Genomic DNA, 16,729 nt, shown 5'->3' on the forward strand with positions numbered 1-16,729 from the left:
AGGGCACCCGTGCGCCGCCCGGCCATCACGAGCGCGCACCCCTGTACCCGCACACCCCGCCGCAACTGCCCCGGAGGAGAAAGAGCATGAGCCGCACCGACGTCCTGGTCGACGCCGACTGGCTGCAGGAGCACCTGGACGACCCGGCCATCGCCATCGTCGAGGTGGACGAGGACACGTCCGCCTACGACAAGAACCACATCAAGAACGCGATCCGCATCGACTGGACCAAGGATCTGCAGGACCCGGTCCGCCGCGACTTCATCGACCAGGAGGGCTTCGAGAAGCTCCTGTCGGAGAAGGGCATCGCCAACGACCACACGGTGATCCTGTACGGCGGCAACAACAACTGGTTCGCCTCGTACGCCTATTGGTACTTCAAGCTCTACGGCCACGAGAACGTCAAGCTCCTCGACGGCGGCCGCAAGAAGTGGGAGCTGGACGCCCGCGAGCTGGTCGACGGCACCGAGGTCCCCGAGCGCCCGAAGACCGCGTACACGGCCAAGCCGCAGGACACCTCGATCCGCGCCTTCCGTGACGACGTCGTCGCCGCGATCGGCTCGCACAACCTGGTCGACGTACGGTCGCCCGACGAGTTCTCCGGCAAGCTGCTCGCCCCGGCGCACCTGCCGCAGGAGCAGTCGCAGCGTCCGGGTCACGTCCCGAGCGCCAGGAACATCCCGTGGTCGAAGAACGCCAACGACGACGGCACCTTCAAGTCGGACGAGGACCTGAAGGCCCTCTACGCCGAGGAGAACGTGGACCTCGCCAAGGACACGATCGCCTACTGCCGCATCGGTGAGCGCTCGGCCCTGACCTGGTTCGTGCTGCACGAGCTGCTCGGCGTCGAGAACGTCAAGAACTACGACGGTTCCTGGACCGAGTACGGCTCCCTCGTCGGCGTGCCGATCGAGCTCGGCGCGAGCAAGTAAGCCCACCCCTCATCCATCCCGACCGACCTCCCGGTCAGACCCCTCTGGAGAAACAGCATGTGCGGAGCGAAGGCCGGCGGCCCGGACGCCTCGACGATCAAGCCCGGTGAGACCACGATCCAGGGTCAGGTGACCCGCGACGGCGAGCCGGTGACGGGTTACGTCCGTCTGCTGGACTCGACCGGCGAGTTCACGGCCGAGGTTCCGACCTCGGCGACCGGTCAGTTCCGGTTCTACGCGGCCGAGGGCACCTGGACGGTCCGGGCGCTCGTGCCGGGCGCCACGGCCGACCGCACGGTCGTCGTGGCGGAGAAGGGCGCGCTGGCCGAGGTCGCCATCGCGGTCTGAACGGGCCTGCGCGAAGCAGCAGCACAGTGACGGTCGAAGGGCCGCACCCCTGGGGTTGGACGCCAGTGGGGGTGCGGCCCTTCGGCATGCGCGCTAGCGCGACTCACGTCCTTGCGCCAGTAACGACACGCTTGCCGTCGGGGTAGGCACTTGTCATAAGATCATCCAAAAGGTCTAGCGGTGCATCAATTCGCCTTTTTCTGCGGTGACTTGACGCCCCTTCGGTGAACGACGAACGGCAGACAGGCGCCGTAATTCCCCCAATTGGTGCACAAAAACCCAGTCTCCGGCTATTTCCGACATGACAGCCATGGAGCTCGGCGAATACGTTCCATGACGACCGGCCGATGAGTCGGCGTCTCAGAGACTGGAGAAGCACCATGAAGATCACTCGTTCCACCGCTCTCACTGCCGCCGCAGCGGCAGCCGCGGCCCTGGCGGCGACCGGCGTCACCTACGCCTCGGCCGCCTCCGCGCCGGAGGCGGCGCCGGCTGCCCGGCCGGCCGTCGCGCCGGCCGCCGCCGCACCTCTCGGTGGTGCCGGAGCGGGCAACAACAACGGCAACAACAACGGCAAGGGCAACGAGGGCCGCGGCCCTGGCGGCCCCCGCGGCGGCGGCGGCCCCCGCGGCGGCGGCTGGTGGGACGGAGGCCGCATCGAGATCAACGAGCGGTCCTACTCCGCCCACCCGGGTGACTGCATCACTGTGATCAGTGGCCTGGGCGCCAAGACGCTGAACATCCGCAACGACAGCCGCTCGGTTGTCGAGGTGTTCCGCGGCGCGGTCTGCGACAACGGCGCTCCCGTCGCCACCGTCGGACCCCACAGCCAGAGCGACGGCGTGCGCGTCCACCACACGAGGGGCATCCACGTCAAGGACGGCGTCCTTGGCAGCTTCCGTGTGGTCTGCCCCTGGGGCGGCGGCTGGGGCGGCGGCTGGGGCGGCGGCTGGGGCGACGGCGGCTGGGGCGGCGACGGCGGCTTCGGCGGCGGCTTCGGCGGCGGCTTCGGCGGCGGCGACGGCGGCTTCGGCGGCGACGGCGGCGACGGCGGCGGGCGGTAACCCACAGCCCGCTGCTGACCCACAGCCCGCTGCTGACCCACAGCCCGCTGGTACCTCACAGCCCGCTGTATGAAATGGAGCCCCGGCCCGCCGGAATCGGGCCGGGGCTCCGGCATGTCCCCCGTCCGACAGTGGACGGGACGTGACCGAGGGGGAACAGCTCTAACCGAGCGCCCTTCCCAGCACCCACACAACGGGCGCGGCAGCCGACAGCGGCAACGCCACCCCGGCCGTGAAGTGCACGAACCTCGACGGGTAGTCGTAACTGGCCACGCGATGACCGACCAGTGCGCACACCCCCGCGGCCGCGCCCAGCAGCGCGCCCCTCGCGCCCAGTCCGGTCATCCCGCCCACGGCGATCCCCGCGCCGGCCGCCGCCAGCAACGAGACCACGACCGATGCCGGTGTCGGCAGCGGCAGGGCCCGGGCCAGGATCGCCACCGCCACCGCCGCGGCGCCCACGGACACCGCGTGCGCGTCGGCGCCCAGGTATCCGGTGGCCAGTACCGACAGGGCCGACGAGACGACCGTCGCCATCAGGCCGTACATCCGCTCGTCCGGCGAGGCGTGTGAGCGCAGCTGCAGGACCAGGGCCAGCAGGACCCAGATGCCGAGCGGGCCGAGGATGGCCGCGGGGGCGTGGTCGCGGCCGGCGGCCAGGACCGCCGCGTCGGCCGTCAGCCCGCCCAGGAACGCCAGCGCGATGCCCTGCCGGGCCGGCCACATGCCGTTCAGCCGGAACCAGCCCGCCGCCGTCACGCCCTGGAGCACCACAAGCGGCGCGAGGAGCGCGTGCGAGACGACCGGCGCCGCCGCGGCCATCAGCAGGCCCAGCAGCGCGGTCAGCAGCGCGGGCTGCATACCGGGCTCGATGATCGGCGAACGGCCCTCGATGCGCGCCCGCTGGGCATCCGTGATCCGGGCGTTCCCGGCGAGCGTGGCGGGGCCGTAGTCCGGCTCGGACTCCGGCACGGCGGCCGGCGCGGTGGCCGGGGCGGTGTGCGGCTGCGGTTGAGGGGCAGCCGCGTACTGCTGGTGGTGCTGCTGATACTGCCCCTCGTACGTCTGCGCCTGCGGCGGATACGCCGTCTCCGCCGACGCGGGCATCTGCACCGGGGTGTGCGCCTGCGTGTCCCAGGTCTGGCCCTGCCACTGCTGGGTGAGCTGGGGGTCGTAGCCCGGCTGCTGCGCGTACTGGTGGTCGTGGCCGGGCCAGGACTGCTGGCCGGGCTGCTGCTGGTGTTGCTGCTGGTACGGGTCGTAGCCCTCGTACGGGCCGCCCTGATAGGGGCCCTGATACGGCTGGTCGCTCATCGCCTCACCCTCCTGCGAACGGCGGGAGCACCTCGACCGTGCCGCCCTCGGCCAGCCGTACCGTCTCATGCGCGCGGGTCCCGACGGGGTCACCGTCGACGAGGAAGGAGCATCGCTGCAGCACGCGTGTGAGTTCACCGGGATGGCGCGCGCGCACGGCGGCCAGCGCGTCGGCGAGCGTGTCCGCGTCGTACGGCTCCTCGGCGACACCGGCGGCGGCCTTCGCGGCGGCCCAGTAGCGCACCGTGACCTTGGGCATCTGATTCCTCAATCGACAGCCTGAAAGAAACTAAAGAGTGCTGTCAGGCTAGCCCGCCTTGATGGCCGCCCATTCTCCGATCCGGACGAGCAGGGCGTCCTCCGCCGCGTGCTCCGCGTGGCCCATGCCCGCCTCCACCCAGAGTTCGCCGTGGTCACCGGCCGCCTCGGCGAGCATCCGGGGGTGGTCGAGGGGGAAGTAGCCGTCGCGGTCGCCGTGCACGATCAGCAGCGGGGTGGGGGCGATCCCCGGGACCGCTTCCGTCGGGGAGAGCGGGACGTGCTCCCACTCGCGGTGGTGGATGCGGGTGCGCAGGCCGTAGCGGCCGACCAGGCGGCCCTCGGGGCGGGTGACCAGCCAGTGCAGGCGGCGCATGGGCGCCGTGCCCCGGTAGTACCAGCGGGCCGGGGCGCTGACCGAGACCACCGCGTCGACCGTGCCGGGCTCCAGGGCGGCGTGCCGCAGGACCACCGAGCCGCCCATGGAGAAGCCGACGGTCGCCACGCGCGCGTGCCCGAGGTCGCGCGCCCACGCGACGGCGGCGGCGAGGTCCAGGACCTCCCTGTCGCCGACCGTGGAGCGGCCACCGGAGCGCCCGTGGCCGCGGAAGGAGAAGGTGACGACCGCGCCGTAACCGCGCAGGACGCCCGCCACCCGTCGTACGTGCGGACGGTCCACGCCCCCGGTGAACCCGTGGGCGACGACGAACACGAGGTCACGGGAGGCCGAACGGCCGGTGTCGGGATCGGATCCGGAGCTTTCGTATACGACGGCGCCCGGATCGTATACGGAATCGACCGGAATCCCGTCGGCGGTGCGCAGAAACGTCCGGATAGGCACCTGTCTGCGCGTCTCGCGATTCGGACGAACGGTGGAATGCGCCATTTGACCTGCCGAACGGTTCCTCATGTGGGCTATTCTGCTGGGCAGAGGACTCGGGCAGCGCAGCCCCCGGGTCCTTTTGTGCTTTCGGAAGCGTTGTATACGAAGCGGGAAACCTCAGGCGACCGCCGGTGTACGGGGCCTTCGGGATCGCAGAGCAGTGCCCGTCCGCACAGTCCTCGCAGGGACCGAGGAGGAACCAGACGTATGAGTTCTCTGCTGCTCCTGACCAACGCCCTTCAGCCGTCGACGGAGGTACTGCCGGCCCTCGGCCTGCTCCTGCACAACGTGCGGGTCGCCCCGGCGGAGGGCCCCGCCCTCGTCGACACCCCCGGCGCCGACGTCATCCTCGTCGACGGCCGCCGCGACCTGCCCCAGGTGCGCAGCCTGTGCCAGCTGCTGCGCTCCACCGGCCCCGGCTGTCCGCTGATCCTCGTCGTCACCGAGGGCGGTCTCGCCGCTGTCACCGCCGACTGGGGCATCGACGACGTGCTCCTCGACACCGCCGGCCCTGCGGAGGTGGAGGCGCGACTGCGGCTGGCCATGGGCCGCCAGCAGATCGTCAACGACGACTCCCCCATGGAGATCCGCAACGGCGACCTCTCCGTGGACGAGGCGACCTACAGCGCCAAGCTCAAGGGCCGGGTCCTCGATCTGACCTTCAAGGAGTTCGAGCTGCTGAAATACCTCGCCCAGCACCCGGGCCGCGTCTTCACTCGCGCCCAGCTGCTGCAGGAGGTCTGGGGCTACGACTACTTCGGCGGCACCCGGACGGTCGACGTCCACGTACGGCGGCTGCGGGCCAAGCTCGGCCCGGAGCACGAGTCACTGATCGGCACCGTCCGGAACGTCGGTTATCGATTCGTTACGCCCGAGAAGGCCGACAAGAGCGACCGGGCCGGCGAGGAGACCAAGGCCAGGGCGGAGCGGGCAAAGATGGAGGATACGGACACATCCGCCGTCCGTGACGGCTCCGGGATCCACGCCGAGGCCTAGCGCAGGCATGAAAGCCGTTCGGGCCGGGCATTGCTTCCGCACATCCAAGCACTGATACGCCCTGCCCAGAACGGGTCAATCCGCGTAGACTCCGCGCGTGGCCAAGGTGACTCGGGATGATGTGGCACGGCTGGCTGGAACCTCCACCGCCGTCGTCAGTTATGTCATCAACAACGGACCCCGGCCGGTCGCCCCGGCCACGCGCGAGCGTGTCCTCGCCGCGATCAAGGAGCTGGGGTACCGCCCCGACCGGGTCGCCCAGGCGATGGCCTCCCGGCGCACGGATCTCATAGGCCTGATCATCCCGGACGCCCGCCAGCCCTTCTTCGGCGAGATGGCGCACGCGGTCGAGCAGGCCGCCTCCGAGCGCGGAAAGATGGTCCTGGTCGGCAACACCGATTACATCGGTGAACGCGAGGTCCACTATCTGCGCGCCTTCCTCGGCATGCGCGTCTCCGGCCTGATCCTCGTCTCCCACGCGCTGAACGACCTCGCCGCCGCCGAGATCGACGCCTGGGACGCCCGGGTGGTGCTGCTGCACGAGCGCCCCGAGGCCATCGACGACGTGGCCGTGGTCACGGACGACCTCGGTGGCGCCCAGCTCGCCGTGCGCCACCTGCTGGAGCACGGCTACGAGTACGTCGCCTGTATGGGCGGCACGGCCGAGACCCCGGCCGTCGGCGACCCGGTCTCCGACCACGTCGAGGGCTGGAGGCGGGCCATGGCCGAGGCGGGCCTGTCCACCGAGGGCCGGCTGTTCGAGGCGCCGTACAACCGCTACGACGCCTACCGCGTCGCCCTGGACATCCTCTCCGGCCCCGAGCGGCCGCCGGCGATCTTCTGCTCCACCGACGACCAGGCGATCGGCCTGCTGCGGGCCGCGCGCGAGCTGCGCATCGACGTGCCCGGCAAGCTGGCGGTGGCCGGTTTCGACGACATCAAGGAGGCGGCGCTCGCCGACCCGCCGCTGACCACGGTCGCCTCGGACCGCTCGGCGATGGCCCGGGCGGCGGTCGACCTGGTACTGGACGACGGGCTGCGGGTGCCGGGCTCGCGGCGGGAGCGGCTGAAGACGTTCCCGTCCCGGCTGGTGGTGCGGACGAGCTGCGGCTGTTCGACCTGAGGCCTGAGCCTCACCGACAGGTCTTTATATCCGGCAAACGAGGTTCTGCCGGGCTTCTCAGCGAGCACTCAGGAAGCTCTCATGGTCACAGGGGAGGCTTCTTGGCATGACCGAGAGCCAGGGTGCCGACACCCAGCAGCCCAGCAGCAGCTACTCCGCTCCCGTGAACCCCGAGTGGCCGCCCCCGCCGCCGTACGAGCCGGTGACGGCGGTGGCACCCGAGCCGAGGAAGCGGCGCAACCGGGGTCCGGTGGCCCTCCTCGCGGCCGTCGCGATCGTCGCGGCGGCGGTGGGAGGCGCCACGGCGTACGGCTTCCAGGAGCTGACCGGCAAGGACACGGTCTCCTCCGCCGGTACGGCCACGAACGTGGTGCCGACCGGCAAGCGCGGTGACGTCGCCGCGATCGCCGCCGCGGTAAGCCCGAGCGTGGTCGAGATAAACGCGACCCTCGGCAACGGCTCCTCCACCGGCTCCGGCGTGATCATCACGTCGAACGGCGAGATCGTCACCAACAACCACGTCGTCTCCGGGGCGCAGTCGATCAAGGTGCGCACCAGCGACGGCAAGAGCTACACCGCCGATGTCGTCGGCACCGACAGCTCCAAGGACCTCGCGCTGATCAAGCTGCGCGGCGCCTCCGGGCTGAGGCCCGCCTCCCTCGGCAACTCCTCCGGCGTCCAGGTCGGTGACACGGTCGTCGCGATCGGCTCCCCCGAGGGCCTGACCGGCACCGTCACCAGCGGTATCGTCTCCGCCCTCGACCGGGACGTGACCGTCTCCACCGACGAGAACCAGGGTCAGGGTCAGGGCGGCGACGGACAGTGGCCGTTCCAGTTCGGCGGCCGGGAGTTCAACGGCGACACGGGTTCGTCCACGACCACGTACAAAGCGATCCAGACGGACGCCTCCCTCAACCCCGGCAACTCCGGCGGCGCCCTGATAGACGCGAGCGGCAACGTCATCGGCATCAACTCCGCGATGTACTCGTCGAGCCAGCAGTCCTCCTCGTCCTCGGACGCGGGCAGCATCGGCCTCGGCTTCGCGATCCCCGTCAACACCGTCAAGTCCGACCTGGCCAAGCTGCGGGCGGGCAACAACAGCTAGCGCGTCAGCACTGCACCAGTCAGCAGGGAGTACGTCATGATCACCAAGGTTTCGCACCAGATCGCCGACCACGGTCCCGCCGCCCTCGCCCTGGCGCTCACGGTCACCCGGGACCTGCACGTGCCCATCCCGGCACCTCGCAAGCCGGAGTCGGCTCCGCGCGCGCCCGAGGTGGTCACACCGTTCCCGGAGCTGATGGGCCTGCGCACCGGTCCTGTCCGCACCCACCGTCGGAAGGTTCCGCTGAACCGGTTGACCGCGGTGCGGGCCTGACGCCGGGGTGGGCCTGACACCCTGGGGGTGGGCCCACCCCCTCGGGTTTGGGCCTGACCCACGGGTCGGGCCCGGACCGCCTCCCAAGGCGACCGCCGTCCGGGCCGACCCCCGGCGGGTCTGCATCCCGGCCCGCCGGTCGTGGCAGGCTGAAAGGCAGCCGAGACGCAAACCGAGACGCAGAGCGACGCCCCGTACACCCCAACCACCGCACCCCGAGGAACCGCGAGCCATGAGCCCCGCCGAAGGCGACCGTGACCCCCAGCGCATCCTGATCGTCGACGACGAGCCGGCCGTACGCGAGGCGCTCCAGCGCAGCCTCGCCTTCGACGGGTACGACACGGAGGTGGCCGTCGACGGCGCGGACGCGCTGGAGAAGGCGACCGCCTACAAGCCCGACCTGGTCGTCCTGGACATCCAGATGCCGCGCATGGACGGCCTGACCGCGGCCCGCCGCATCCGCGGGGCGGGGGACACCACCCCGATCCTCATGCTCACGGCCCGCGACACCGTCGGCGACCGGGTGACCGGCCTCGACGCCGGCGCCGACGACTACCTGGTCAAGCCCTTCGAGCTGGACGAGCTGTTCGCCCGTATCCGCGCCCTCCTGCGCCGCAGCTCGTACGCGGCCGCGGTGTCCGCCGAGGCCCAGGAGGACGAGGCGCTGACCTTCGGCGACCTGCGCATGGACCTCGCGACCCGTGAGGTGACGCGGGGCGGCCGGCAGGTGGAGCTGACCCGCACGGAGTTCACCCTCCTGGAGATGTTCATGGCGCACCCGCGCCAGGTCCTCACCCGGGAGCAGATCCTGAAGGCGGTCTGGGGCTTCGACTTCGAGCCCTCCTCCAACTCCCTCGACGTCTACGTCATGTACCTGCGCCGCAAGACCGAGGCCGGCGGCGAGCCGCGCCTCGTCCACACCGTGCGGGGCGTGGGATACGTCCTGCGGCAGGGCGGCGCCGAGTGAGCAGGTTGGTACGGCGCTACCGGTCCCTGCCGATCAGGGCCCGGCTGGCGATGCTGGTCGCGGCGGCGGTGGCGTTCGCGGTGGCGGCGGTTTCGGTGACGTGCTGGTTCATCGTCGAGGGGAGGCTGTACCAGCAGGTCGACGACGAGCTGGAAAAGGCCATGGGCGGGCCCGGGCAGATCCAGCAGGCCTACATCGCCCTCAACAACTGTGTCGACACTCCGCAGGGCACGTCCCCCGGGTACCAGTTCCAGGACAGGTACTCGCAGGTCGTCACCGACACCGGCACGACCTGTCTCGTGGGCAACTCCCCGGACAAGATCAAGGTCACCCAGGCCGACAAGGACGAGATCAAGGCGGGGGACATCCGGCACCTGTACTTCCGCAACGGCACCGACAGCAAGGGCAACGACCTCCGGGTGGTCACCCGGCCGCTCGGCTCCACCACCGACCGGACGACGGGCCAGTCCGGCCCCAACGTCGGTCTGATCGTCGCCGCGAACCTCAAGGGCACCCACGAGACCCTCAACGAACTGGCGCTCATCCTCCTCCTCGTCTCCGGCATAGGAGTCATCGGCGCCGGCGCCGCGGGCCTCGCCGTCGCCCGGGCGGGCCTGCGTCCCGTCGACAAGCTCACCGAGGCCGTGGAGCACGTGGCCCGGACGGAGGACCTGACGGTCCGCATCCCCGTGGAGGACGACAGCGAGGACGAGGTCGCCCGGCTCTCCCGGTCCTTCAACTCCATGACCGCCTCCCTGGCCAGCTCCCGGGACCTCCAGCAGCAGCTGATCGCCGACGCCGGCCATGAACTCCGCACGCCCCTGACGTCGTTGCGCACGAACATCGAGCTCCTCACCCGCAGCGAGGAGACGGGCCGTCCGCTTCCGCCCGAGGACCGCAAGGCGCTGCTCGCCTCGGTGAAGGCGCAGATGACCGAACTGTCCGCGCTGATCGGCGACCTGCAGGAGCTGTCCCGTTCGGAGGGGCAGCGCGGCGAGCGGGTCCAGGTGGTGTCGTTCCAGGACACGGTCGAGGCGGCGCTGCGCCGTGCCCGCCTGCGCGGCCCGGAGCTGACGATCACGTCGGACCTGGAGCCCTGGTACGTCCGGGCGGAGCCCTCCGCGCTGGAGCGGGCGGTCGTCAACGTCCTCGACAACGCGGTGAAGTTCAGCCCCGAGGGCGGCACGGTCGAGGTGCGGCTCGCCGACGGCGTCCTGACCGTCCGCGACCACGGCCCCGGCGTCCCCGAGGACGAACTCCCACACGTCTTCGACCGCTTCTGGCGCTCCCCCAGCGCCCGCGCCCTGCCCGGCTCGGGCCTCGGCCTGTCCATCGTGGCCCGCACGGTCCAGCAGGCGGGCGGCGAGGTCACCCTGTCCCGTGCGCAGGGCGGCGGCACGGTGGCCACGGTTCAGCTGCCGGGGGCGCCGACGCCGCCGGAGACGCCGGAGACGACCGAGACCCTGGTCGGCTGAGCGAGCCGTCGCCTCACTCCGGCTTCGGCAGGTCGCGCAGACGCTGGATCTGGGTGCGGCTCAGTTCGTTCGCGCGGCGCATGTGGCGGATGATCGCCCGCAGTTCGTCCTCGCTGTGGTCGTCGAGCAGCGTCTGCCAGGTACGGCCGAGCTCGTCCCACACCGCGGTGACCCGGGCGATGCGCTCCGGCACCGGGGTCACCAGCACCCGTCGGCGGTCCCGCGCATCCGGCCTGCGGGCCACATAGCCGCCGCGTTCCAGCCGGTCCACCAGCCGGGTGGCCGAGCCCGTGGTGAGGCCGGTCATGTCGGCGATCTGCCGGACCGTGAGCGGTTCGGGCTCGGCCGTCAGCAGGCTCAGGGCCTGCACATCGGTGGGGTGCAGGCCGAGATGGTCGGCGACGGCCTGGTTGAACAGCACGTACGACGCCAGATGGCGCCGCGACTCCACCGACAACTCCTCGTACAGCCGGGCCCGGCGCGGGTCGGTCGCGTCCGTCACGTGGCTCGCCTCCAAAAAACACTGCACGACGCAGCAAAGCTCGGCTACTCTCCTGCGTGGCGCAGCTATTGCGTCACGCAGTAATCTGCGTCAGTCATCCTATCCACCGGGGGACACCCATGCTCACCGTCGCCGTCACCGGCGCCACCGGCGCCCAGGGCGGAGCCACCGCCCGCGCCCTTCTCACCGCCGGCCACCACGTCCGCGCCCTGACCCGCACCCCCGACGCACCGGCCGCCACGGCCCTGCACACCCTCGGCGCCGAGATCCACCACGCCGACTTCGACGACCGCGCCTCCCTCGACACGGCCCTCACCGGCGCGGACGCGCTGTTCGCGGTCACGACTCCCTTCGGCACCGACACCGACACCGAAGTACGCCAGGGCCGAGCCCTCGTCGACGCCGCTGCGGCCGCCCGCCTCGCCCACGTCGTCCTCACCTCCGCCGCCCACGCCGACCGGGGCACCGGCGTCCCGCACTACGACAGCAAGCACCGGATCGAGCGGTACCTGTGCGCCTCCGGCGTGCCCTGGACGGTGATCGCGCCGGCCGCCTTCATGGACAACTACGCCGGCGGCTGGACCCTCTCCGGACTGCGCGAGGGCGTCTTCGGCTGGCCCGTGCCCGCCGACCGGCCCTTCGCCCTCATCCCCGCCGCCGACATCGGCGCGTTCGCCGCACTTACCTTCATCCGCCGGGCCGCGTTCCTGGGCCGCCGTATCGACATCGCCTCCGACATCTGCGCCCCCGAGCAGATCGCGGCCGCCCTCACCACCGCCACCGGCCGCCCGATCACCCACCACGAGGTCGGCCTCGACATCGTCCGCACCCACTCCACCGACCTGGCGGCCATGTTCGCCTACTTCACGACGACCGGCCTCGACGTCGACGTCCCGGCCCTGCGCCGCGCGTATCCCGAGGTCGGCTGGCACACCTTCGCCGGCTGGGCGGCCGGGCAGGACTGGCCCGCCCTGCTGAACGCGCCCCGCACCGAAGGAGCCCCCGCATGAAACCCGTCGGCCACTGGCTCAACCGCACCGACAAGGCTCTCACCCGCGCGATGAACGGGGCGCTGTCGGAGTTCGGTCTCACCCGCCTCGACTGGCAGGTCCTCAACGTCATCCGCGACACCACGCCCGAGGCCACGGACTCCGCCGTCCTGACGGCACTCGCCGCCCACGCCGACGTTCTCACGCTGACGGCCTCGGTCGACGCCGTACTCACCGGCGGCTGGGCGACCCACACCGCCCCGCACCGACTGGCCCTCACCCCCGACGGCCGGCGCCGGCCGGCCGCTGTCACCGAGCGCGTCCAGGCGTTCCGCGACCTGTCCATGACCGGGATATCGGCGGACGAGTACCGCACCACCGTCCACGTCCTGCAGCGCATGACCCACAACGCCGAGACCGCCGCCTCGCCCGGTACCGCGACAGCGGCACCCGCGTAGACGCCCCGGCGCGTGGCCGCGGATCGTTTCGCCCACCCCGTCCGCACCGCCCCGGACAAGAGGTCTAGCCTCTCCTCGGTCGCGCACCCTTCCGGTGCGCCGGGGAGGGGATCTCCATGGACGACGGCGGGTCGGCACGGGTGTACCGAAGGCAGCGAAGACGGCCCCTGCAGGCCGCGCTGCTGCCACTCATCTTCCTGGGCAACGCCGCGCTGCAGACCATCCACACCCACCACGACCTGCCGATCTGGTGGGCCCCCGGCGCGCTCGCCGCTCTCGTGGCGGTCGGCGTGTGGGGCGCCCTGTCGGAGTGGCGGGCGCACACCGTGGTGACAGCCCGGGGAATCACCCGCCAGGGACCCCTGCGGGCACGCACCTGGACCTGGTCCGCCGTGTACGACATCCGGATCGAGAACACCGGCAACCAGCCCCTCCACGCCCATCCCCGGTGGCCGGCCTACCTGTACGACGCCGAAGGCCGCCGCTTCCTGCTCCCGCAGATCAACGAGTGGCAGCTGGACGATCCCTACGCCGAGGTCGCGGCCCTGCGCGAGGTCGCCTGGCGGTGCGGGATGCCCTACGGGCAGCGGGCCGAGACCGAGGAACGGATTCTGCGGCAGGCCGGGCGAAGACGGGGATGGCAGTGGGCGAGCGTCGCCGCGGTGGTGGTGTTCGCCCTCATGATCGTGGTCGCGGTGGCGCAGGACATCGCCGGGACACCGGCCAACCTCGTCCTGCTGCTCCTGGTCATACCGCTGGCCGCCTTCGGCGTGCTGGGGCTCCTGCTCGCCCCGTACTGCGCCGCCCGCGCCCTGCGGCTGCGGCGCTAGGGCTTCACCAGCGCAGGATCACCGTGTCGTCGCCCGTCGGCGCCGGTGCCGTCACCACCACCGGCAGCGGCTCGGCGAGCCGGGCGTACGCGCCGCCCCGCGCGAGGAGTTCCTCGTGCGTGCCCGTCTCCACCAGGCGGCCGTGGTCCACGACCAGGATGCGGTCGGCGTCGGGGGCGAGGGACAGGTCGTGGGTGATCATGATGGTCGTACGACCCGACATCAGGCGGCGCAGGGGCTGTACGACCTGGCGGGCGGCGACCGCGTCCAGGCCGGCCGTCGGCTCGTCCAGGACGAGGACCGGGGCCGCGCGGAGCATCGCGCGGGCGATGGCGATGCGCTGGAGCTGGCCGCCGGAGAGGGCGGCGGTGCCGGGGGCGATCAGGGTGTCGTAGCCGTCGGGGAGCGCGGCGATGAAGTCGTGGGCCGCCGCGTCCCGTGCCGCCTGCTCGATCTCGGTGCCGGTGGCGCCGGGGCGGCCGCAGGCGATGTTCTCGCGGATGGTGCCGTTGAGGATCAGGGTCTGCTGCGGCAGCAGGGCGACCTGCTCGCGCAGGAAGTGCAGGGGGAGGTCGGTGAGCGGCACGCCGTCCAGTGTGATCACGCCGGCCGCCGGGTCGTAGAAGCGGGTGAGGAGCTTGGCCAGGGTGGACTTGCCGGCGCCGCTCGCGCCCGTGATCAGCACCAACTCGCCCGGTTGCGCGGTGAATCCGACGCTCCGGAGGGAGGCGCCGCGGGCGCCCGGGTAGCGGAAGGAGACATCGTGGAAGCCGACCCAGCCGTGTACCGGCCACGGCGGGACCGGGTCGGCGGGGTCGGTGACGGCGGGCTCGGCGTCCAGGATCTCGCCGATGCGGCGGGCGCCGGCGGTGGCCGCGGTGACGGTCAGACCCAGTCGGCCGAGGTTGCGCACGGGCGGGTAGAGGTAGCCGAGGAAGGCGGCGAACGCGAGGAGTTGACCGAGGGTCATACGACCGGCGGAGATCTCCCAGACACCCAATCCGATCACCACGAGCACGCACAGCGTCTCGACGACCTCGACGAACTGCTCGTACATCTCGCCCAGCCGCGTCCCGCGCACGCTCGCCCGCAGCCAGGCGCGGGCCTCGCGGTCGAGCCTCTTCTCCTCGTCCCCCTGTCTGTTGTACGCCTGGGTGAGGACGACATTGCCGAGCGACTCCTCCACCACCGAGGTGATCGCGCCGTCGGCGACCCGCCCGTCGCGGGCAGCCTGTTCGATACGGCCGGAGAAGTGGCGCGCGGCGAGCAGGAAGAAGGGCGCGAGAACGAAGGTGGCCAGCGCCAGGTCCCAGCGCAGCCAGAAGGCGGCGGTGGCGTAGAAGACGGCGGCGAACGCGGCCGAGACCGCTCCCACGACGCCGGAGACCACCAGGTGCTCGATGGATTCGACGTCTCCGGTGAGCCGTTCGACCAGGTCGCCCTGCCGGTGCTGCTGGAAGAAGTGCGGCGGCAGGTCCTGGACGTGGCGGAAGACGGCCGCGCGCAATCGCAGCACGAATCTCTCGGCGGTCCAGGTGGCCAGGGAATTGCCGAGATAGCCGACCAGCGCGGCGAGCGCGGCCGCACCGAGCCAGGCGCCGGCCGGCCCCCAGAAGGCGGACAGCGAACCGGCCTTGAGGGCGTGGTCGGTCAGCTCGGCGAACAGCAGGATCGCGGCGGTCTCGGCGAGCGCGGAAACGACCACGCAGGCGATGATCACGCCGAGCCATGCGCGGTCCCCGCGGGTCAGCGGCCAGAACCGGCGGAAGGCCTCCCGGGCTTCCCCGAGCATGGACGACTCCTTTCCACAACTGTGGACACACGCTCTGCATTACCCGCCCGGGGCGGGGCCACCGGTCCGACCACGCGATAACCGGTGACCCCGCCTCACGACGATCCGGCTCAGCCCTTGTCCCCGACCGGGCGGCGCTTTGGCGCGTGTCCGGGCTTCTTCGGCTCCGGCTTCTTCGGCTCCGGAGCGGGCTTGCGATGCTTCTTGACCGGGGCGAGCTTGTGGAAAGACATAGCGATTCTCCGTTTTCCGTGATTCATGCCGGTGAATTCCGACACCGAAAACATTACGGCATTCAGAGGCCGGAAAAAGCCAATTCCGGTGAGACCTCAATTAAAGAGCGCTGTGAGTAATTCACAGGGATTTTCGGGAACCACGGCGCCATTCACATAGGTTTCACGGGGTGGCTGCCGTACCCTCTACGCATGAGCAGCGACGACACCGTACGGGCCTTCCCCGCCCGCTCCATCGAGACCCATTCCGCGCTCACCCCGGACCAGGCCGAGGCCGTGCGGGCCCTGCTCGCCGAGGCGGCCGCGGTCGACGGACAGCAACCGGTGTCCGAGCAGGGCCGGCTGCAACTGCGCGGCGGGGCCCGCGAGGGCGTTTCGCATCTGCTGCTGAGCGTCGACGGTGAACTCGTCGGCTACGCCCAGCTGGAGGACACCGATCCGGTGGAGGCGCCGGCCGCCGAACTCGTCGTACGTCCCGTGCACCGGGGGCAGGGGCACGGCCGGGCGCTCGGCTCGGCACTGCTCGCCGCCTCCGGCAAGCGGCTTCGGGTGTGGGCCCATGGCGGGCATCCCGCCGCCCGGCACCTCGCCCAGGTGCTCGGCCTGACCCTGTTCCGCGAACTCCGGCAGATGCGGCGGCCGTTGACCGATCTGCAGCTGCCCGACCCGAGGCTTCCGGAGGGCGTGAGCGTGCGCACCTTCGTGCCCGGCAAGGACGACGCGGCCTGGCTCGCGGTCAACGCGGCCGCCTTCGCCCACCACCCCGAGCAGGGTTCGCTGGCCCAGCGGGACCTCGACGACCGCAAGGCCGAGCCGTGGTTCGACCCGGCCGGGTTCTTCCTCGCCGAGCGGCGCGGTGAGGTGATCGGCTTCCACTGGACCAAGGCGCACGCCGAGGAGGGGCTGGGCGAGGTCTACGTCCTCGGGGTCCGCCCCGGCGAACAGGGCGGCGGCCTCGGCAAGGCCCTCACCACCATCGGCCTGCGCCACCTGGCCGGCCAGCAGCTGCCGACCGCGATGCTCTACGTCGACGCGGACAACCAGGCGGCGGTGTCGGTGTACGAGCGGCTGGGCTTCACGACGTACGAGACGGACCTGATGTACCGCACGGAAACCTGACATAGAGCTGCACAAGGGGCGGCCGGCTTGACGGCCGCCCCTTCCTTGCACCACCCTTTCACTACTCA

At 71.3% G+C, this 16,729-nt stretch carries 19 protein-coding genes; 13 read left to right on the forward strand and 6 right to left on the reverse strand.

Annotation, left to right across the window (positions count from 1 at the left end):
- The first annotated feature begins 86 nt into the window (after window positions 1-86).
- From AB0M27_RS05275 to AB0M27_RS05285, 3 genes are all read left to right on the forward strand, one after another.
- Complete coding sequence (locus AB0M27_RS05275; protein ID WP_365718098.1) at window positions 87-932, forward strand: sulfurtransferase; 846 nt, start codon at window positions 87-89, stop codon at window positions 930-932.
- Window positions 933-989: 57 nt separating this feature from the next.
- Entirely contained in the window at window positions 990-1,280 is a 291-nt protein-coding gene (locus tag AB0M27_RS05280; protein ID WP_004000115.1) for a DUF1416 domain-containing protein, read from the forward strand.
- 380 nt (window positions 1,281-1,660) lie between these two features.
- On the forward strand, window positions 1,661-2,344 hold the full coding sequence (locus AB0M27_RS05285; protein WP_365718100.1) for a hypothetical protein: 684 nt from the start codon (window positions 1,661-1,663) through the stop codon (window positions 2,342-2,344).
- Window positions 2,345-2,506: 162 nt separating this feature from the next.
- Here the strand turns inward: AB0M27_RS05285 and AB0M27_RS05290 are convergent, their stop codons facing one another.
- Genes AB0M27_RS05290 through AB0M27_RS05300 form a run of 3 tightly spaced genes read right to left on the reverse strand, consistent with a single transcriptional unit; the run spans window position 2,507 to window position 4,802 of the window.
- Window positions 2,507-3,658: a hypothetical protein gene (locus tag AB0M27_RS05290; protein WP_365718102.1), complete on the reverse strand. Its 1,152-nt coding sequence runs from the start codon at window positions 3,656-3,658 to the stop codon at window positions 2,507-2,509.
- Between the two features lie 4 nt (window positions 3,659-3,662).
- On the reverse strand, window positions 3,663-3,917 hold the full coding sequence (locus tag AB0M27_RS05295; protein ID WP_153543445.1) for a MoaD/ThiS family protein: 255 nt from the start codon (window positions 3,915-3,917) through the stop codon (window positions 3,663-3,665).
- A gap of 48 nt (window positions 3,918-3,965) precedes the next feature.
- A complete protein-coding gene (locus AB0M27_RS05300) occupies window positions 3,966-4,802 on the reverse strand; it encodes an alpha/beta fold hydrolase (RefSeq protein ID WP_365718209.1) in 837 nt (278 codons plus the stop codon).
- A 204-nt stretch (window positions 4,803-5,006) separates the two neighbouring features.
- Between AB0M27_RS05300 and AB0M27_RS05305 the strand changes: the two genes are divergently transcribed.
- The 6 genes from AB0M27_RS05305 to AB0M27_RS05330 all read left to right on the forward strand — a co-directional run bounded on the left by AB0M27_RS05305 (window position 5,007) and on the right by AB0M27_RS05330 (window position 10,738).
- Window positions 5,007-5,795, forward strand: coding sequence for a response regulator transcription factor (locus tag AB0M27_RS05305; RefSeq protein ID WP_365718104.1), 789 nt, complete (start codon window positions 5,007-5,009; stop codon window positions 5,793-5,795).
- 97 nt (window positions 5,796-5,892) lie between these two features.
- Complete coding sequence (locus AB0M27_RS05310; RefSeq protein ID WP_365718106.1) at window positions 5,893-6,918, forward strand: LacI family DNA-binding transcriptional regulator; 1,026 nt, start codon at window positions 5,893-5,895, stop codon at window positions 6,916-6,918.
- A 106-nt stretch (window positions 6,919-7,024) separates the two neighbouring features.
- On the forward strand, window positions 7,025-8,023 hold the full coding sequence (locus AB0M27_RS05315; protein ID WP_365718108.1) for a trypsin-like peptidase domain-containing protein: 999 nt from the start codon (window positions 7,025-7,027) through the stop codon (window positions 8,021-8,023).
- A 36-nt stretch (window positions 8,024-8,059) separates the two neighbouring features.
- On the forward strand, window positions 8,060-8,296 hold the full coding sequence (locus tag AB0M27_RS05320) for a hypothetical protein (protein ID WP_365718110.1): 237 nt from the start codon (window positions 8,060-8,062) through the stop codon (window positions 8,294-8,296).
- Window positions 8,297-8,528: 232 nt separating this feature from the next.
- Window positions 8,529-9,263 carry a response regulator transcription factor gene (locus AB0M27_RS05325; RefSeq protein WP_365718113.1) on the forward strand — a complete coding sequence of 245 codons (735 nt, stop codon included), beginning with the start codon at window positions 8,529-8,531 and terminating at the stop codon, window positions 9,261-9,263.
- Window positions 9,260-10,738 (forward strand): HAMP domain-containing sensor histidine kinase, encoded by a 1,479-nt coding sequence (locus AB0M27_RS05330; RefSeq protein ID WP_365718115.1) that lies wholly within the window; start codon window positions 9,260-9,262, stop codon window positions 10,736-10,738. Before AB0M27_RS05325 ends, AB0M27_RS05330 begins: the two co-directional genes overlap by 4 nt.
- 13 nt (window positions 10,739-10,751) lie before the next feature.
- Here AB0M27_RS05330 and AB0M27_RS05335 read toward each other — a convergent pair whose 3' ends face one another.
- The gene (locus AB0M27_RS05335) at window positions 10,752-11,240 is read right to left on the reverse strand and encodes a MarR family transcriptional regulator (RefSeq protein ID WP_365718117.1); all 489 of its coding nucleotides are present in this window, start codon (window positions 11,238-11,240) and stop codon (window positions 10,752-10,754) included.
- A gap of 119 nt (window positions 11,241-11,359) precedes the next feature.
- On the opposite strand from AB0M27_RS05335, the gene AB0M27_RS05340 reads away from it, so the two are divergent.
- From AB0M27_RS05340 to AB0M27_RS05350, 3 genes are all read left to right on the forward strand, one after another.
- A complete protein-coding gene (locus tag AB0M27_RS05340; RefSeq protein ID WP_365718119.1) occupies window positions 11,360-12,250 on the forward strand; it encodes an NmrA/HSCARG family protein in 891 nt (296 codons plus the stop codon).
- Entirely contained in the window at window positions 12,247-12,687 is a 441-nt protein-coding gene (locus AB0M27_RS05345) for a MarR family winged helix-turn-helix transcriptional regulator (RefSeq protein ID WP_365718121.1), read from the forward strand. The genes AB0M27_RS05340 and AB0M27_RS05345 overlap by 4 nt, the downstream gene beginning before the upstream one ends.
- 116 nt (window positions 12,688-12,803) lie before the next feature.
- Window positions 12,804-13,517 carry a PH domain-containing protein gene (locus tag AB0M27_RS05350; protein WP_365718123.1) on the forward strand — a complete coding sequence of 238 codons (714 nt, stop codon included), beginning with the start codon at window positions 12,804-12,806 and terminating at the stop codon, window positions 13,515-13,517.
- 4 nt (window positions 13,518-13,521) lie between these two features.
- Here the strand turns inward: AB0M27_RS05350 and AB0M27_RS05355 are convergent, their stop codons facing one another.
- Window positions 13,522-15,309, reverse strand: a complete 1,788-nt coding sequence (locus tag AB0M27_RS05355) for an ABC transporter ATP-binding protein (RefSeq protein WP_365718125.1) — start codon at window positions 15,307-15,309, stop codon at window positions 13,522-13,524.
- Between the two features lie 110 nt (window positions 15,310-15,419).
- The gene (locus tag AB0M27_RS05360) at window positions 15,420-15,542 is read right to left on the reverse strand and encodes a hypothetical protein (protein WP_365718127.1); all 123 of its coding nucleotides are present in this window, start codon (window positions 15,540-15,542) and stop codon (window positions 15,420-15,422) included.
- 192 nt (window positions 15,543-15,734) lie between these two features.
- Between AB0M27_RS05360 and mshD the strand changes: the two genes are divergently transcribed.
- On the forward strand, window positions 15,735-16,661 hold the full coding sequence (gene mshD, locus AB0M27_RS05365) for a mycothiol synthase (RefSeq protein WP_365718129.1): 927 nt from the start codon (window positions 15,735-15,737) through the stop codon (window positions 16,659-16,661).
- Window positions 16,662-16,729 lie beyond the last annotated feature (68 nt).

It is taken from the genome of Streptomyces sp. NPDC052107, from assembly GCF_040680215.1.
Taxonomy (GTDB): domain Bacteria; phylum Actinomycetota; class Actinomycetes; order Streptomycetales; family Streptomycetaceae; genus Streptomyces.

What these genes read in the sequence shown, in the direction of transcription:
- AB0M27_RS05290 (WP_365718102.1), bottom strand. Translation starts at nt 3,658, where the DNA reads ATGAGCGACCAGCCGTATCAGGGCCCCTATCAGGGCGGCCCGTACGAG.
- AB0M27_RS05315 (WP_365718108.1), top strand. Translation starts at nt 7,025, where the DNA reads ATGACCGAGAGCCAGGGTGCCGACACCCAGCAGCCCAGCAGCAGCTAC.
- AB0M27_RS05340 (WP_365718119.1), top strand. Translation starts at nt 11,360, where the DNA reads ATGCTCACCGTCGCCGTCACCGGCGCCACCGGCGCCCAGGGCGGAGCC.
- AB0M27_RS05320 (WP_365718110.1), top strand. Translation starts at nt 8,060, where the DNA reads ATGATCACCAAGGTTTCGCACCAGATCGCCGACCACGGTCCCGCCGCC.
- AB0M27_RS05305 (WP_365718104.1), top strand. Translation starts at nt 5,007, where the DNA reads ATGAGTTCTCTGCTGCTCCTGACCAACGCCCTTCAGCCGTCGACGGAG.
- AB0M27_RS05355 (WP_365718125.1), bottom strand. Translation starts at nt 15,309, where the DNA reads ATGCTCGGGGAAGCCCGGGAGGCCTTCCGCCGGTTCTGGCCGCTGACC.
- mshD (WP_365718129.1), top strand. Translation starts at nt 15,735, where the DNA reads ATGAGCAGCGACGACACCGTACGGGCCTTCCCCGCCCGCTCCATCGAG.
- AB0M27_RS05360 (WP_365718127.1), bottom strand. Translation starts at nt 15,542, where the DNA reads ATGTCTTTCCACAAGCTCGCCCCGGTCAAGAAGCATCGCAAGCCCGCT.
- AB0M27_RS05350 (WP_365718123.1), top strand. Translation starts at nt 12,804, where the DNA reads ATGGACGACGGCGGGTCGGCACGGGTGTACCGAAGGCAGCGAAGACGG.
- AB0M27_RS05275 (WP_365718098.1), top strand. Translation starts at nt 87, where the DNA reads ATGAGCCGCACCGACGTCCTGGTCGACGCCGACTGGCTGCAGGAGCAC.
- AB0M27_RS05280 (WP_004000115.1), top strand. Translation starts at nt 990, where the DNA reads ATGTGCGGAGCGAAGGCCGGCGGCCCGGACGCCTCGACGATCAAGCCC.
- AB0M27_RS05285 (WP_365718100.1), top strand. Translation starts at nt 1,661, where the DNA reads ATGAAGATCACTCGTTCCACCGCTCTCACTGCCGCCGCAGCGGCAGCC.
- AB0M27_RS05300 (WP_365718209.1), bottom strand. Translation starts at nt 4,802, where the DNA reads ATGGCGCATTCCACCGTTCGTCCGAATCGCGAGACGCGCAGACAGGTG.
- AB0M27_RS05295 (WP_153543445.1), bottom strand. Translation starts at nt 3,917, where the DNA reads ATGCCCAAGGTCACGGTGCGCTACTGGGCCGCCGCGAAGGCCGCCGCC.
- AB0M27_RS05345 (WP_365718121.1), top strand. Translation starts at nt 12,247, where the DNA reads ATGAAACCCGTCGGCCACTGGCTCAACCGCACCGACAAGGCTCTCACC.
- AB0M27_RS05325 (WP_365718113.1), top strand. Translation starts at nt 8,529, where the DNA reads ATGAGCCCCGCCGAAGGCGACCGTGACCCCCAGCGCATCCTGATCGTC.